The sequence below is a fragment of the Cognatishimia coralii genome, assembly GCF_037478305.1.
GTDB lineage: Bacteria > Pseudomonadota > Alphaproteobacteria > Rhodobacterales > Rhodobacteraceae > Cognatishimia > Cognatishimia coralii.
Window position 1 is genome coordinate 84,059 of sequence record NZ_JBBGAZ010000003.1, and the last position, 16,907, is coordinate 100,965.

Here is a 16,907-nt window from a genome sequence, read left to right on the forward strand (position 1 = left end):
GACATGAGCTTTTTCAAATTTGAAAACGTCGACAAGAGCTTTGGCGAAGGCACCGCCAAGACCGAGGTTCTGAAGAACATCAACCTAGAAGTACAGGAGGGCGAGTTCCTCGTCCTGCTGGGCTTCTCGGGCACCGGCAAAACCACTCTGATCAACCTGATGGCGGGTCTAGAAGAGCCAACCAAAGGGTCCGTTACCTTCAAGGGCGAACCGGTCAAAGGCCCAAGCCCCGAGCGCGGTGTGATCTTCCAAAGCTATTCCCTGATGCCTTGGCTGACGGTGAACGGAAACGTCAAACTGGCGCTGGATTCTGTTTTCCCGAATATGCCGAAGGCGGAAAAGGAAGAGAAAGTAGCCCATTACGTCAAGATGGTGGGCCTGTCCCATGCAGCCACCCGCCGCCCTGCGGAACTGTCGGGCGGGATGCGTCAACGGGTGAACGTAGCGCGTGCGCTGGCGATGAACCCAGAGATGCTGCTCTTGGACGAGCCACTGTCCGCACTCGACGCCCTCACCCGTGCCAATCTGGCGGATGAGATCGAGGCGATCTGGCAGGGCGACAAGAAAACCTGTGTGCTGATCACCAATGACGTTGACGAGGCCATCATTCTAGCCGACCGTATCATTGCGCTGCGTCCTGACGGCACCTTGGGTGAAGAGTTCAAAGTCTCGATCCCGCGTCCACGTGACCGCATGGAGATGAACAACCACGACGGCTTCAAAAAGCTGCGCGCGGATGTGACCAAATACCTGATGGATGTAGGTATTGAGGCGAAGGTCGAAGGCTCTAAGATCCTGCCGGATGTCACCCCGATCCACGGTGCACCCAAGGCGGTGGCGGACGCGCAAAAAGGGATGATCGACAAGAACTTCCTCGACTTCTCACAGCTGCACAAAATCTATCCGACGCCCAAGGGCCCTCTGACTGTGGTTGAGGATTTCAACCTCAAACTGAACCGAGGCGAGTTCATCTCTCTGATTGGTCACTCTGGCTGTGGCAAATCCACGGTTCTGACCATGGCGGCGGGACTGAATGACATTTCCAAAGGCGCGATCCGACTGGATGGTCGTCACGTCGAAGGCGCAGATCCCGAGCGCGCAGTGGTGTTTCAATCACCAAACCTCTTCCCTTGGCTGAGCGCTCGGGAGAACTGTGCGATTGGCGTGGACAAGGTCTATCCGAAGGCCAGCCAGGCCGAAAAGCAGGATGTGGTCGAGTACTATCTGGAACGTGTCGGTCTGGCCGATGCCATGGATCGCCCGGCCCATTCCATGTCCAACGGTATGAAGCAACGTGTCGGCATCGCCCGAGCCTTTGCTCTGTCGCCGAAACTGCTCTTGCTGGATGAGCCCTTCGGCATGCTCGACAGCCTCACCCGCTGGGAGCTGCAGGAAGTTTTGATGGAAGTCTGGGACCGCACCAAAGTCACTGCGATCTGTGTGACCCATGATGTGGACGAAGCCATCCTACTGGCGGACCGCGTGGTTATGATGACCAACGGTCCACAGGCGACAGTCGGTAAAATTGTAGACGTTAATCTGCCACGCCCACGCAGCCGCAAGGCCCTGCTTGAGCATCCGGATTACTACAAATTCCGTCAGGAAGTGCTTGATTTCCTTGAAGAGTATGAGCATGGCGCCAAGCCCAAGGCCAAAACTCCCGCAAAAGCGATCGCCGCGGAATAAGGGTTTGGGACCAGCGATGTTCAGACTTTCGAAAGCCAGCCTGCCTAATGTGCACTCTCTTATTGAGGAGAGTGTCCATGGCGGATCTGACCAAAGACGAAGTGAAACTTATCCAAGACAGCTATCGCGGCATCAAGATGCAGCAGGGCTATCTGGCAGAGGCTTTCTATCGCATCCTGTTTCGCAACACACCGGCTGCGCGCGAATTGTTTCCCGAGGAAATGTCGGGCCAGCTCGAGAAGTTCAGCGACATGCTGGATTTCCTTGTGAACAACCTCAGCACACCCTGGCTGTTCACCGGCAAGATCAAGCGACTTGGTCGGCGGCATGTGAATTACAACGCCGAGGCGGAACATTACGAGCTGGTGGGCGAGGCCTTGATCCAAGCGATCGAGGATATGGCGCCCCGTACGTTAACGGATGCGGAAATCGCGGCCTGGGAGAAGGCCTATCGCGGCATTGCCTCGATGATGAAAGACGCGGCGTATACGGACGCCGCCTAACACGGGCCCTCCCTGCCCGCACAAAAGGGCAAGGAGTAAATCGTGTCTAAGAAACTTGTTGTCATCGGGGCCGGTATGGCCTCGGGCCGGGTGCTGGAGCACCTGCTAGAGGCCGACAAAGAGGCCTATGACGTCACGCTGTTCAATGCTGAACCGCGCGGCAACTATAACCGGATCATGCTGTCTCCGGTCCTCTCGGGTGAGAAAACCTATGAGGAGATCGTGACCCATGACGCCGATTGGTACGAAGAGAATGGCGTGACCTGTCGCTTTGGCGAGCACGTCACCCAAATCGACCGTGAGCGCAAAGTGGTGGTGGGTCAGAATGGCGAAGTTGCCTATGACAAGCTTCTGATCGCCACGGGCTCTGCGCCCTTTATCATTCCGGTGCCTGGCAAGGATCTGCCCGGCGTCATCGCTTACCGCGATCTGGAAGACACCAACGCGATGATTGAGGCCTCTGGCATCGAAGGCGGCAAAGCCGTTGTCATCGGCGGTGGCCTTTTGGGTCTTGAAGCCGCAGCGGGTCTGAAAGCGCGCGGCATGGATGTGACTGTCCTGCACCTGATGGGCCATTTGATGGAACGTCAGCTGGATGAGGCCGCAGGCTATCTATTGCGCCGCAGCCTTGAGGACAAAGGCATCGAGATCAAATGTCAGGCCTCGACCGCTGCGATCCTGGGTGAGGACAAAGTAGAAGCGGTCATGCTGCAAGACAAAACCGTCATCCCTGCCGATCTGGTGGTGATGGCTGTTGGTATCCGCCCAGAGACACGTCTGGCGACAGATACTGCCTTGGATGTTGAGCGCGGCATCACCGTAAGCGATGCGATGGTCACTTCCGACCCGGACGTCCTTGCGGTTGGCGAGTGCGTCGAACACCGTGGCCAACTTTTTGGTCTGGTGGCTCCGCTCTATGACCAAGCAAAGGTCGTCGCCAAGACGCTGCTCGATGAGGCCGCCGAATTTGAACCCAAAGAGGTTGCCACCAAGCTCAAGGTCACCGGCTGTGACCTCTTCAGCGCCGGTGATTTCGCCGAAGGCCCGCGCCGCGAGGACATCGTCTTCCGCGATCCTGCACGCGGTGTTTACAAACGTTTGGTTCTGGAAGGCGACGTTCTGGTCGGGGCTGTCATGTATGGCGACACAGCCGACGGCAACTGGTTCTTCGGTCTGATCAAAGACAAGACCGACGTCTCTGAAATGCGCGAAACTTTGATTTTCGGCCCAGCCTATCAGGGGGGAGATAGCCTGGACCCTATGGCGGCCGTTGCAGCCTTACCGCTTGACGCGGAGATCTGCGGTTGTAACGGCGTGAGCAAGGGGCAGATCGTTGAGGCCATCCAAGCCGGATCCACGGATCTGGCGGCCATCAAGGCAACCACCAAAGCCAGCGCATCCTGCGGCACCTGTACCGGATTGGTCGAACAGGTTCTGGCGACCACGCTGGGCGATGATTTCGTCATCCCCGCGCCGGCCTCGATCTGTGGCTGCACCGACCTCACCCATGAGGACGTGCGCCGTCTGATCAAATCCAAAGAGCTGAAAAGCCAAGAGGCTGTCTGGCAGGAACTCGGTTGGAAGAGCCGCAATGGCTGTCACGTCTGCCGCCCTGCGATCAACTATTACCTGCTGGCCGATTGGCCGGTGGAATATCAGGACGATCCGCAGTCGCGCTTTGTCAACGAACGCAGACACGCCAACATTCAAAAGGACGGCACCTATTCCGTCGTGCCTCGGATGTGGGGCGGCATGACCACGCCAAATGAGTTGCGTGCGATTGCCGATGCGGCTGAGAAATACAATGTGCCGACAGTTCACGTCACCGGCGGTCAGCGGATCGACCTTTTGGGTGTCAAAGGCGAAGACCTGCCCGCGATCTGGGCGGATCTGAACGCGGCGGGCATGGTCTCGGGCCATGCCTATGCCAAGGGTCTGCGGACGGTGAAAACCTGCGTCGGCAAAGAACACTGTCGCTTTGGCACGCAGGATTCCACAGGTTTGGGCATCAAGCTTGAGGAAAAACTCTGGGGTTCATGGTCTCCGCATAAAGTGAAGCTGGCCGTGTCCGGTTGCCCACGCAACTGTGCCGAGGCGACTTGTAAAGACATCGGCGTGGTCTGTGTGGACAGCGGCTATCAGGTCGGCGTCGCAGGGGCTGCAGGCATGGACGTTAAGGAAACCGAACGTCTGATGGATTGCACCACCGAGGAAGAGACCATCGAGGTTGCGACCGCCTTTATGCAGCTTTATCGCGAGAACGCGAAGTACCTCGACCGCCCTTATAAGTGGGTTGCGAAAGTGGGGCTGGATTGGGTCAAAGAGCAGATCGTCGAGGATATCGAGAACCGCAAGGCTTTAGTTGAGCGTTTCGAGCTGTCCCAGTCGATCTATCAAAAAGACCCATGGGCCGAGCTGGCCCAAGAGGAAGAGGCTCCGAAATTCGCGCCTCTGGCAAATCTGACATTGGAGGCCGCAGAATGAGCTGGATTGATATCGGATCTATCGACCAAATCCCGGTGCGCGGCGCGCGGGTTGTGAAGACGAAACTTGGCTGTATTGCGGTCTTTCGCACGGCAGAGGACGAGGTCTTTGCGACCTCGGACCGCTGCCCGCACAAAGGCGGCCCTTTGAGCGAGGGTATCGTGCATGGCACCTCAGTGACCTGCCCTCTGCACAACTGGGTATTTGATCTGAACTCGGGCGAGGCTCAGGGCGCGGACGAAGGTAAGATCGACACCTACGCAATCCGCGTTGAAAACGGGCGTCTGATGCTAGATGCAGCGGTCATGGAGCGCTCGGCAGCATGAGTGTCAAAACCACCTGCGCCTATTGCGGTGTCGGCTGTGGGGTTCTGGCGGATGTCGGCCCTAACGGTGTGGCGATCAAAGGCGATCCCGATCATCCGGCTAACTTTGGGCGGCTCTGTTCCAAAGGCTCGGCGCTCGGCGAGACCCTCGGGACCGAGGGTCGTCTTCTCGCGCCGCAGATCGGCGACCGTAGCGCAGGCTGGGACGAGGCTCTTGATCTGGTTGCAGACAAGTTTTCCGCCGCCATTGCCGAACATGGGCCCGACTCCGTGGCCTTTTATGTCTCGGGTCAGCTGCTGACCGAGGACTACTATGTGATCAACAAGCTCGCGAAGGGCTTTGTTGGCACGGCCAATATCGACACGAATTCGCGGCTCTGTATGGCCTCGACCGTGGTTGGCCACAAAAGAGCCTTTGGCACGGACACGGTGCCGGGGCTCTACACGGACCTGGAGGAGGCCGACACAGTCGTGTTGGTCGGGTCCAATCTCGCCTGGTGTCATCCGGTGCTTTATCAACGGCTTGCGGCCGCGAAAGCGGCACGGCCTGAGATGCGCGTGATCAACGTGGACCCGAGGAGGACGGCGACATGTGATCTGGCAGATTTGCACCTCAGGATTGCACCAGGCGGGGATGTGGCCCTGTTTAACCATCTGCTTGCTGAGATTTCCGAGCGTGGCTTGGTGGATGAGGCCTATTTGACAGAGGCCGTGTCTGGGTTTGAGGCCGCTTTAGATGCTGCGCGGGCAGATGATGTTTCAGAGACCGGCCTGTCTGATGCAGATCTGGCTGCCTTCGTCGACCTGTGGCTTGCCAACGAGAAAACCGTGACCGTGTTTTCTCAGGGCGTGAACCAATCCACCAGCGGCGTGGATAAGGTCAATTCGATCATCAATTGCCATCTGGCGACGGGTCGTATCGGCAAGGCCGGCATGGGGCCTTTGTCTGTGACCGGGCAGCCCAACGCTATGGGAGGCCGCGAGGTCGGCGGGCTCGCGAACACTTTGGCCTGTCATTTGGATATCGAAAACCCCGACCATTCCAAAGCCGTACAGGACTTCTGGAACGCCCCTGTGATGCCCGCCGCGCAGGGCCTGAAAGCTATCGACATGTTTGACGCGGTGGAACGCGGCGACATCAAAGCGCTCTGGGTGATTTGTACCAATCCCGCGCAGTCCCTGCCCGACGCCGACCGCGTGCGCGCGGCCATCAAGGGCTGTGACTTTGTGGTTGTCAGCGACATGTATGACACGACCGATACGGCGCAGGTTGCCGATGTTGTGTTGCCTGCAAGCGGCTGGGGTGAGAAATTCGGCACCGTCACAAATTCAGACCGCCTAATCAGCCGCCAGCGCGCGCTTCGCGCGGCTCCGGGCAAAGCGCGGCACGACTGGGAAATCATCTGCGGCGTCGCGCGGCGTATGGGGTTTGGCGAAGCATTCAACTACCACGGCCCTGCCGAGATTTTCCGTGAGCACGCGGCGCTGTCGGGCATCGCGGCGGCGTTTAACAAAGACTTCGACATCTCGGGCCTCGCCGAGATTTCGGATGACGACTACGAGACGTTTGAACCCCAACACTGGCCCGTCAGCGCCGTGAAAACTGGGGGCCGGTTCTTTGGCGACCGCAAGTTTTTCACCGAAGACGGGCGCGCGCGCATGGTGGCGGTGTCTCACAGGCCCCTTGCGCAAGCGACGGATGAGGACCGTCCCTATCGTTTGAACACCGGTCGGATCCGAGATCAGTGGCACACGATGACCCGCACGGGTCAGACTGGGCGGCTGACCCAGCACATGGGCGAACCCTATCTGGAAATCCACCCCGAGGACGCGCTCAAGCTTGGGCTGGCGGCCGCGACTTTGGCCAAGGTCGATAGCCCTCACGGCAGCGCCATTCTGCGGGTCATGATCAGCGACCGCGTTACTCAGGGCGAGGTCTTTGCGCCGCTTCATTGGACTGAAGACACCTGCCCCACGGGTCGTGTGAATGCTTTGGTCGCGCCCAATGTCGACAAGCTTTCGGGGCAGCCTGAAAGCAAGGCAACGCCCGTGTCGATCTCGCCCTATAAGGCGGCCTGGTATGGGTTTGCGGTGTCGGCGCAGAAGCCGCAGGCCAAAACCGACTATTGGGCGCGCGCGCGGACCAATGCTGGCTGGCAGGTCGAGCTAAGCCATCACGAGGTGCCCGAGGATTGGCAGAGCTTTGCACTGGAGGTTTTTGGGCTTAGAGATGTGGACATCATGTCGGTCTCCGGCGCGAAACCCGGATCGGCGCGCATTGCGTTCCAAAAGGACGGTCAGGTCTTGGCAGCTCTTTTTGCCGCGCCTACTCCGGTCGAAGTCTCACGACAATTCGTGTCAAGCGCCATCGGATCAGATATCCCAATCCTCGCAGGTCGCCCCGGCGCGGATCAGCCCGATCCCGGCCCGACGCTGTGTGCCTGTTTCAACGTCGGCGCCAACACGATCCTGCGCGCCATCGAGACGCAGAACCTCGCGACGGTTGAGGAAATTGGCTCAGCGCTTGAGGCCGGGACCAACTGTGGTTCTTGCCGTCCGGAAATCTCTGCTATATTGGCTGGAGCCCATCTGAAAACCGCGGCGGAATAGGTCATGCAAAGCTTTCCGATGTTCATCAAAACTACGGGCCGGACGATTGTCGTCGTCGGCGCCGGAGAGCAGGCTGCGCAGAAATGCCGTCTGTTGTTGAAGTCGGACGCGGACATTTTGCTGCTTGGAGATCAGCCGGATGACGAACTGAGTGCGATGATCAAACAGGGTCGCATTCGCCATCTTGCGGGGCCCGTCAAGCGCGCGTCATTTGCTGAGGCAGCCATCGGTTTCATCGCAACCGGATCACCTGCGGCGGACGTGGCGATCCATGCGATTGCCAAAGATGCCGGACTTTTGGTGAATGTTGTGGACCGTCCGGAACTCTGTGATCTGACCACGCCGTCCATTGTGGACCGCGATCCGGTTGTTGTGGCGATTGGCACTGAGGGCAACGCTCCTGTTCTGGGCCGTCGCATCAAAACCCAGATCGAGCAGATGCTCGACCCAAATCTCGGCCGCTTTGCCGCCGCTGCGGGGCGTCTGCGTGGGATGGTTGCGCGCTATGTGCCGCAATCGCAGCGTCGTGCCTTCTGGCGCGAGGTCTTTGCAGGCCCCATCTGGCAGGCTTTCAAACGCGGATCGGAACGCGAGGCTTTGCAGAGCCTCAAGCAGCGTATCACCGGTGGTTTTGACGAAAATCGCGCGGCGCAAGTCACTGTCGTGGATACAGCGGCAGGCGCGGCTGATCTGATTTCCCTGCGCGCGGTTGAGCGGCTGCAGGAAGCTGACGAGATCTTTTATGAAACGCCGTCTGATGAAGCGGTTCTGGAACTCGCACGACGGGATGCGGAGCGCCACCTGATGGGCGGCGCTGGTCACGATGTTCCTTGGCCTGCAAAGATCTGCGTGGCCTTTATCAAGCGCGCGGCCAAACCGGGGCGCAATGTAGTTTGGATCAAGAATTGCGCAGAGCCTGGTACTTTGGGACTGCTTGAGGCCTTTGAAACAGATCCGGACATTCAATTTGAGTTCTTATTGGCTGCGCCAATGGCAAAAGATGCCGAGGCCCTTCGCAAGCAGTAGACCACTACGTTAGGTTCGCACCCGACCCGAGGGCGGGGTCTCACGTTGGCACAACGCTCGTTTCATTCAAAACGCCTGATCTTTCTGACACGTCGCTATTTCGCACCCGCCCAAGGGGGGCGGGTCGGGTGCGAACCGGATCACAAGCGATCCGGTGGGCTCTCTAAAACGGCACGTCGTCAGCCGCCGTCACAAATTTCGCGACCAGCTTCTTTTCACCCGCCTTATCAAACTCGATCACCAGCTTGTCGCCTTCGATCTCCATGATCTCGCCATAGCCGAACTTTTGGTGGAAGACCCGATCGCCAACGGAATGGCTAGACACCGCCTCAAGATCAATCACAGACCCACGGCTTTCGCGTGGCTGAGAAATCCCGCGCTCCCCTGCCCGATCCTGCATCCGCTTCCAGCCCGGAGAGTTATAGGTATTGGCGCTTTGCATACGTGATTGCATGCCGCCACCAAAATCCCCTGCCGCGGCGCCATAGCCGCCGCCGTAAATACCGGGCGCGGTCAGAACCTCGACGTGATCCTCGGGCAGCTCATCAATGAACCGACTCGGCAGTTGGCTTTGCCATTGACCGAAAACCCGCCGGTTGCCCGCAAAGGAGATCGTACAGACCTCTTCGGCCCGCGTAATGCCGACATAGGCCAAGCGGCGTTCTTCCTCGAGGCCCTTCAGACCGCTTTCATCCATCGAGCGTTGCGACGGGAACAGCCCGTCCTCCCAGCCCGGCAAAAACACCACGGGAAACTCCAGGCCCTTGGCCGCGTGCAGCGTCATGATCGAGATCTTTTCCTCGGTGTCCTCACTCTCATTGTCCATGATCAGGCTGACGTGTTCGAGGAAGCCTTGCAGGTTCTCAAAGGATTCCAAGGCCTTGACCAATTCCTTGAGGTTTTCCAGACGGCCCGGAGCCTCGGGCGTCTTGTCGTTCTGCCACATGGCAGTGTAGCCGGACTCGTCAAGAATGACTTCGGCCAGTTCGATATGGGTCAGAGCCTCTTGGGCTGAGTTGAACGTGGTTGTGGTCCGCGTAAGGCCATCGTCGATGACCTCTTCATCGTTCAGCGGCACTTCGACCTCGCGCTGCACGCCCAGCGCGCGCCAGCGGTCGATGCCGTCGATCAAGAGCTGCAATTCTTTCGCGCCTTTGCCGCCAACTCCCTTGAGTTCCAAAAGCTTGCGCGCACCTTCGACCAGCGACAGCCCGTGATCGCGCGCGCAGGTCTGGATCTTTTGCTGGGCGACATTGCCGAGGCCGCGTTTGGGCGTATTCACGATGCGCTCAAAGGCCAGATCGTCATCGGGGCTCGTGACAACACGGAAATAGGCCATCGCGTCGCGGATCTCCATCCGCTCATAGAACCGAGGCCCGCCAATCACGCGATAGGGCAGACCGATGGTTAGAAACCGATCCTCAAAGGCGCGCATTTGGTGGGAGGCGCGTACGAGGATCGCCATGTCCTCAAGGCTCTTGGGGTCTTTGCCACGGGTGCCGGATTGCAGCGCCTCGACGTCTTCGCCGATCCACCGCGCTTCTTCTTCACCGTCCCAGTGGCCGATCAGACGGATTTTGTCGCCGTCCTCAGCTTCGGTCCAAAGCGTCTTGCCCAGGCGGTTTTCGTTACCTGCGATGACCGCAGAGGCTCCGGCCAGAATATGCGGGGTTGAGCGATAGTTCTGTTCCAGCCGGACCACATGCGCGCCGGGAAAATCCTTTTCGAACTTCAGGATATTGCCCACCTCAGCCCCACGCCAACCATAGATCGACTGGTCGTCATCGCCGACGCAGCAGATGTTTTTATGCTCGGCCGCGATCAGGCGCAGCCAGAGGTATTGGGCGACGTTGGTATCTTGGTATTCGTCCACCAGCACGTAGCGGAACCAACGTTGATATTGCGCGAGGATGTCACTGTGCTTCTGAAAAATCGTGACCATGTGCAGGAGGAGATCGCCAAAGTCGACGGCATTCAGCTCGCGCAGACGGGTCTGATATTGCGCGTAAAGCTCGGGGCCGCGGTCGTTATAGGCCTGACCCTCCGAGGCAGGCAGGTTCTCTGGCGTCCAGGCTTTGTTTTTCCATCCATCAATGATCGAGGACAGCATCCGCGCAGGCCAGCGTTTATCGTCGATATTGGCGGCTTGGATGAGCTGTTTCAGAAGGCGGATCTGATCGTCGGTGTCCAGAATGGTGAAGTTGGACTTAAGCCCCACCAATTCCGCGTGACGGCGCAAGAGTTTCACGCAGATCGCATGGAAGGTGCCAAGCCAGGGCATTCCTTCGACAGTCTGTCCCAACATGCGCCCCACGCGGTTCTTCATTTCACGCGCGGCTTTGTTGGTAAAAGTCACCGCCAGAATTTCATTCGGCTGCGCGCGGCCCGTGTTCAGCAAATGCACGATCCGCGCGGTCAAAGCCTTGGTTTTCCCGGTCCCTGCCCCCGCCAGCATCAAAACCGGACCATCCAAGGTTTCCACGGCCTCACGTTGCGCCGGATTAAGCTCGTCCAGATACGGCATCGGCCGCGCCGCCATCGCGCGGGCGGACAGGGAGGCGCCCTCAAAGGCGTCAAATTCGTCAAAGCTGCTCATGGGTGAAACCTTAACGTTTCAAAGCAGGGTTGAAAAGCCAAGTTCGCGTAATGTTCACATAAGGATTTTGCGAAGAGGCCAACGAATTTAACTAAATTGCGCGCAGATTATCGGGCAGTGTTAACGGTTCCGGCAGCATGACGTGGCAAACCAATAGAGGTCGTGTTGGAGAAATTTGATGTGGGTTCTGGAAAAATTGAGATCTGGTCTCAGGGCTGCGCCCGTCGCGGTTCTTTTTGTGGCGTGCGTTGGGTTGTCCTATTGGGGGTATCTTCAGCTCCCGCCAAGGGCCGTGAACTATCTTTTGTCGCATGACTACGTCACACAGGCGGAACTGTGGAAGCGTCGCGTGCTTGCACATTTTGACGACGTCGCGCGCCCCTTGACCGAAGCCCAGCTTTCGCTTGATGAAATCAACTATTTAAAGCGCGTTCCCGACGCGTCGGACATCTACCGTATCAAACTTTTTGACCTTGAAGGCACGATAATCTGGTCGTCGCGCAATCGCGAAATTGGCAGTGTGAATGACAAAGCCTATTTTAAGGAAGTTGTCGCAAAGGGGCAGACCTACGTTCAACGCGAGGAGAAAGACGCTAAAGAGATTGATGGTCTCGCAATTCATTCGCTCTTTACGAACATGGACGAAAAACACATCGTCTACGAAGTCTATGTCCCTGTTTTGGAACGTGGCACAGTTGTTGGGGCTATTGAATTCTATACGAATGCAACGACTCTGCATCAGCTTACATTGCGACGGATGCAAATTGCCTTTGCAGCTGTTGCCGGGATAATAACGCTGTTACTGACAATCACTGCTTGGATTTCTTCGCGGGCGTCTCAATACCAAGTCAAAATGGCCAAACGCCAAACGGCAGAAGAGCGTGAGTTTGTTGAAAAGCAGATGCAGCTCGCGCGTGAGGTACAGCTCTTGGGCGACCTCAACGAATGGCTTCAGTCCAGCCAGTCCTTGAGCGAACTCTTTGACATGGTCGCGCGTTTCATGAGCCATTTGTTGCCCGACGCGGAAGGCTCGATCTATGTCTATTCTAATTCACGCGACGTGCTGGACGGGTGTGCTGCTTGGAACGGAGGTGAATACAAGCCTCATATCCATCCCGAAGACTGCTGGGGGCTGCGCCGTGGGCGCACCTATGAATTTGGTCGTCACGAAGTGAACTTTTGTTGCGATCATGCAGAGCCGCATGATGATCGCCCCTACTACTGTTTTCCGATCCTAGCGCATGGGGAAACTGTTGGGCTGATGAATTTGCGGCGCCGCATGACATCCAGCAACAAGGATTTCTACAAATGTAAGAAACTGGCGCAGATGTGTGCCGAACAGATTTCGATGGCAATTGCCAATGTGCGCATGCGCGATCAGCTTCAAGAACAGTCAACGCGCGATCCTCTGACAGGTCTGTTCAATCGCCGCTATATGCTGGACCGTCTGCGCCGCCTCCTAAACGCAGCCAAGGCAAAAGGCGACAAGGTCTATATGATCTATCTGGATGTGGATCACTTTAAGAAGTTCAACGACAATCACGGCCATGACGCGGGTGATAGTGTCCTGAGCGAAGTGGCAAGCTGTCTGCAGGACGCCTGCGATGGCGAAGATGTCGCCTGCCGTATGGGTGGCGAAGAGTTCATGCTGATCTGGCCCGGCAGCGATCTAAAAACCGTCGAGGCCCGCGCGAATAAACTGCGCGAAAAAGTCGAAGCGATGCGCGTGCTCTATCAGGAAAAGCACCTGCCGACCGTGACGATCTCGGCAGGGGTCGCCTGTTTTCCCGACAATGAACGCGATATCCAGGCCCTGCTGCGCCAGGCAGACGAAGCGCTTTATGCAGCGAAAGACGGTGGCCGCAATCAGGTCCGCATCTATGGAAAGACGCAAGCCAAGCTGCCCGCAACAAAACCAAAGCCCGTGCCGCCCTCCTCGTCATTGGCTGCGGAGTGACCTCAAACACCGCGAAAATGCTGCAACTGCAATATTTCGAATCGAAGAAATCATTGCGTTCGCAATGGCTTTTGGGGGATTTTTTCCTTGCGAAAGCAACGACCTAACAAGATCCTGAATTTTTTTCTGAGATGGCGGATAAAACGCCGATTTATTCGACGAGATCGTCATAAATCCGTCGTATTGGGTATTGCCTCAGAGGTTTTCACTCCCTAACCCTTTCGCAAGTGCAGAAACTGGTACCAAGGGAGAGGGTCCGATATGACAGAATTTAAGAAAATTCTCGTCGCCAACCGAGGTGAAATCGCAATCCGCGTCATGCGTGCGGCCAATGAAATGGGCAAGCAAACGGTCGCGGTTTTCGCCGAAGAGGACAAGCTGGGCCTGCACCGATTTAAGGCCGACGAGGCCTATCGCATCGGCGAAGGCATGGGGCCTGTGGCGGCCTATCTCTCGATTGACGAAATCATCCGCGTGGCGCGGGAATGCGGGGCGGATGCGATCCACCCGGGCTATGGACTTTTGTCTGAAAACCCAGACTTCGTGGATGCCTGCGCTGCCAACGGCATTACCTTCATCGGTCCGAAAGCGGAAACCATGCGCGCCCTTGGCGACAAAGCGAGCGCGCGCCGTGTAGCGATTGAAGCAGGCGTTCCGGTCATCCCGGCAACCGAAGTACTTGGCGACGACATGGAGGCGATCAAAGCTGAGGCGAAAGAGGTTGGCTATCCTTTGATGCTAAAGGCCTCCTGGGGCGGCGGCGGTCGCGGCATGCGCCCGATTTTCGGCGAAGATGAGCTTGAAGAAAAAGTCCTTGAGGGCCGCCGCGAAGCCGAAGCTGCCTTTGGCAATGGCGAAGGCTATCTGGAAAAGATGATCACCCGCGCGCGTCACGTCGAGGTTCAGATCCTCGGTGACAAACACGGCGGCATGTACCACCTGTTTGAACGCGATTGCTCCGTTCAGCGCCGCAACCAAAAGGTCGTGGAACGCGCCCCTGCCCCCTATCTGACCGATGAACAGCGTCAAGAGATCTGCGAACTGGGCTACAAGATCTGTAAGCACGTGAATTATGAATGTGCCGGCACGGTCGAATTCCTGATGGATATGGAAAGCGGCAAGTTCTACTTCATCGAAGTGAACCCGCGCGTGCAGGTCGAACATACGGTGACCGAAGAGGTGACGGGTATCGACATCGTGCAGTCTCAGATCCTGATTGCCGAGGGCAAGACGATTGCCGAGGCAACCGGCAAATCGGCGCAGGACGAGGTGCGCCTGAATGGACATGCGCTGCAAACACGTGTGACCACAGAGGATCCTCTCAACAACTTTATCCCTGACTATGGCCGGATCACTGCCTATCGCTCGGCAACTGGCATGGGAATCCGTCTGGATGGCGGCACGGCTTATGCGGGCGGCGTCATCACGCGGTACTACGACTCGCTTTTGACCAAAGTGACAGCCTGGGCCCCAACGCCTGAAAAAGCGATTGCGCGGATGGATCGGGCGCTGCGCGAATTCCGTGTGCGCGGTGTCTCCACAAACATCGCTTTTGTCGAAAACCTACTGAAGCATCCGACCTTCCTGTCCAATGAATACACAACGAAATTCATTGACGAGACCGAGGATCTGTTCCGGTTCAAGAAACGTCGCGACCGCGGCACCAAGGTTCTGAACTATATCGCGGATATTTCGGTCAACGGGCATCCCGAGACCGAGGGTCGTGCGGCGCCTGCCGCCGATCTCAAACCCGCCGTTGCCCCTGCCAAACGCGCAGAGCCCGCGATGGGAACACGCAATCTGCTCGAACAAAAAGGCGCGCAGGCGGTTGCCGATTGGATGAAAAAGCAGAAGCAACTTCTGCTGACCGACACCACCATGCGCGATGGACACCAGTCGCTGCTGGCGACCCGCATGCGCTCGATTGACATGCTGAAAGTCGCACCGAGCTATGCCGCGAACCTGCCGCAGCTCTTCTCGATGGAATGCTGGGGTGGCGCGACCTTTGATGTGGCCTATCGCTTCTTGCAAGAATGCCCATGGCAGCGCCTGCGCGATCTGCGCGAAGCGATGCCAAACCTGATGACCCAAATGCTGCTGCGCGCCTCCAATGGCGTTGGCTACACGAACTACCCTGACAACGTAGTGCAGAGCTTTGTGGCGGAGGCCGCGAAAGGCATCGACGTGTTCCGCGTGTTTGACAGCCTCAACTGGGTGGAAAACATGCGCGTCGCGATGGATGCAGTCGTTGAAAGCGGCAAGATCTGTGAAGGTACCGTGTGCTACACCGGTGACATTCTCGACCCGAACCGCGCAAAATATGACATCAAATATTATGTCGGCATGGCGAAGGAACTTGAGGCCGCTGGTGCCCATGTTCTTGGCCTGAAAGACATGGCGGGCCTGTTGAAACCTGCCTCTGCGCGCCTCTTGATCCGCGCTTTGAAAGAAGAAACCGGCCTGCCGATCCATTTCCACACCCATGACACCTCGGGCATCGCCGGCGCGACCATTCTGGCTGCTGCCGACGCAGGTGTGGATGCGGTGGATGCCGCGATGGACGCGTTTTCTGGCGGTACGTCGCAGCCCTGCATGGGCTCGATTGTCGAAGCCCTGCGCAACACGGATCGCGACACCGGCATCGACATCAAGTCAGTGCGCGAAATCAGCGATTATTGGGAAGCGGTCCGCGCGCAATATACGGCCTTTGAAAGCGGTCTCGCGGCTCCGGCGTCCGAGGTCTATCTGCACGAAATGCCCGGCGGCCAGTTCACCAACCTCAAAGCACAGGCCCGCAGCCTTGGTCTTGAGGAACGCTGGCATGAGGTCGCGCAGACCTATGCGGATGTGAACCAGATGTTTGGCGATATCGTCAAAGTGACGCCGTCTTCCAAGGTGGTCGGTGACATGGCCCTGATGATGGTCAGCCAAGGCCTAACCCGCGAAGAAGTTGAGGATCCAAGCCGCGATGTAGCCTTCCCTGACTCGGTCGTCGACATGATGCGCGGCAATCTGGGCCAGCCTCCGGGCGGTTTCCCTGAAAGCATTGTCGACAAGGTTCTGAAGGGTGAGCAGCCCAATATAGAACGCCCCGGCGCGCATCTGGCGCCAGTGGACATCGAAGCCACCCGCGCCGAGCTGTCCAAAGAGCTTGAAGGGTTCAGCGTCGATGACGAGGATCTCAATGGCTATCTGATGTATCCAAAGGTCTTTAAGGACTACATGGGCCGGCACCGCCAGTATGGCCCTGTGCGGACCCTGCCAACGCGGACGTTCTTCTATGGCATGGAACCTGGCGAAGAGATCACGGCCGAGATCGATCCCGGTAAAACGCTGGAAATTCGTCTGCAGGCCGTGGGTGAGACCGATGAGAACGGCGAAGTGAAGGTCTTCTTTGAACTGAACGGTCAGCCACGTGTCATTCGCGTTCCAAACCGTCTGGTAAAATCGGCCACGGCGGCGCGGCCAAAGGCCGAAGTCGGCAATGCCAACCATGTTGGTGCGCCGATGCCAGGGGTTGTGGCCTCTGTTGGGGCCGTCGTCGGCCAAGAGGTGAAGGAAGGCGATCTTCTTCTCACCATCGAGGCGATGAAGATGGAAACCGGCATTCACGCAGAACGCGATGCGGTCGTGAAAGCGGTCCATGTTCAGGCCGGAGGCCAGATCGACGCCAAGGATCTGCTGGTCGAGCTGGAATAACAACAAAGGCCCTGACGCAAA

Annotated in this window: 9 protein-coding genes; 8 read left to right on the forward strand and 1 reads right to left on the reverse strand. The window is 57.8% G+C overall.

The annotated features are described in order from the left end of the window. The first annotated feature begins 3 nt into the window (after positions 1-3). From WG622_RS07890 to WG622_RS07915, 6 genes are all read left to right on the forward strand, one after another. On the forward strand, positions 4-1,686 hold the full coding sequence (locus WG622_RS07890) for an ABC transporter ATP-binding protein (RefSeq protein ID WP_339403094.1): 1,683 nt from the start codon (positions 4-6) through the stop codon (positions 1,684-1,686). A gap of 77 nt (positions 1,687-1,763) precedes the next feature. After that, positions 1,764-2,189: a globin domain-containing protein gene (locus WG622_RS07895; protein ID WP_339403095.1), complete on the forward strand. Its 426-nt coding sequence runs from the start codon at positions 1,764-1,766 to the stop codon at positions 2,187-2,189. A gap of 42 nt (positions 2,190-2,231) precedes the next feature. Next, positions 2,232-4,673: a nitrite reductase large subunit NirB gene (nirB, locus tag WG622_RS07900; RefSeq protein ID WP_339403096.1), complete on the forward strand. Its 2,442-nt coding sequence runs from the start codon at positions 2,232-2,234 to the stop codon at positions 4,671-4,673. Then, on the forward strand, positions 4,670-4,999 hold the full coding sequence (gene nirD / locus WG622_RS07905) for a nitrite reductase small subunit NirD (protein ID WP_339403097.1): 330 nt from the start codon (positions 4,670-4,672) through the stop codon (positions 4,997-4,999). The genes nirB and nirD overlap by 4 nt, the downstream gene beginning before the upstream one ends. Further along, positions 4,996-7,608 (forward strand): molybdopterin-dependent oxidoreductase, encoded by a 2,613-nt coding sequence (locus WG622_RS07910; protein ID WP_339403098.1) that lies wholly within the window; start codon positions 4,996-4,998, stop codon positions 7,606-7,608. Before nirD ends, WG622_RS07910 begins: the two co-directional genes overlap by 4 nt. Positions 7,609-7,611: 3 nt before the next feature. Next, positions 7,612-8,634 (forward strand): NAD(P)-dependent oxidoreductase, encoded by a 1,023-nt coding sequence (locus WG622_RS07915; RefSeq protein ID WP_339403099.1) that lies wholly within the window; start codon positions 7,612-7,614, stop codon positions 8,632-8,634. Between the two features lie 163 nt (positions 8,635-8,797). Here WG622_RS07915 and WG622_RS07920 read toward each other — a convergent pair whose 3' ends face one another. Beyond that, on the reverse strand, positions 8,798-11,230 hold the full coding sequence (locus tag WG622_RS07920) for an ATP-dependent helicase (RefSeq protein WP_339403100.1): 2,433 nt from the start codon (positions 11,228-11,230) through the stop codon (positions 8,798-8,800). Positions 11,231-11,408: 178 nt separating this feature from the next. Between WG622_RS07920 and WG622_RS07925 the strand changes: the two genes are divergently transcribed. Beyond that, complete coding sequence (locus tag WG622_RS07925) at positions 11,409-13,187, forward strand: sensor domain-containing diguanylate cyclase (protein ID WP_339403101.1); 1,779 nt, start codon at positions 11,409-11,411, stop codon at positions 13,185-13,187. A gap of 261 nt (positions 13,188-13,448) precedes the next feature. Continuing rightward, on the forward strand, positions 13,449-16,886 hold the full coding sequence (locus tag WG622_RS07930; RefSeq protein ID WP_339403102.1) for a pyruvate carboxylase: 3,438 nt from the start codon (positions 13,449-13,451) through the stop codon (positions 16,884-16,886). Positions 16,887-16,907 lie beyond the last annotated feature (21 nt).

Excerpts from the sequence above, each read along its gene's own strand:
- WG622_RS07890 (WP_339403094.1), top strand. The coding sequence starts at position 4 with ATGAGCTTTTTCAAATTTGAAAACGTCGACAAGAGCTTTGGCGAAGGC.
- WG622_RS07895 (WP_339403095.1), top strand. The coding sequence starts at position 1,764 with ATGGCGGATCTGACCAAAGACGAAGTGAAACTTATCCAAGACAGCTAT.
- nirD (WP_339403097.1), top strand. The coding sequence starts at position 4,670 with ATGAGCTGGATTGATATCGGATCTATCGACCAAATCCCGGTGCGCGGC.
- WG622_RS07910 (WP_339403098.1), top strand. The coding sequence starts at position 4,996 with ATGAGTGTCAAAACCACCTGCGCCTATTGCGGTGTCGGCTGTGGGGTT.
- WG622_RS07915 (WP_339403099.1), top strand. The coding sequence starts at position 7,612 with ATGCAAAGCTTTCCGATGTTCATCAAAACTACGGGCCGGACGATTGTC.
- WG622_RS07920 (WP_339403100.1), bottom strand. The coding sequence starts at position 11,230 with ATGAGCAGCTTTGACGAATTTGACGCCTTTGAGGGCGCCTCCCTGTCC.
- WG622_RS07925 (WP_339403101.1), top strand. The coding sequence starts at position 11,409 with ATGTGGGTTCTGGAAAAATTGAGATCTGGTCTCAGGGCTGCGCCCGTC.
- WG622_RS07930 (WP_339403102.1), top strand. The coding sequence starts at position 13,449 with ATGACAGAATTTAAGAAAATTCTCGTCGCCAACCGAGGTGAAATCGCA.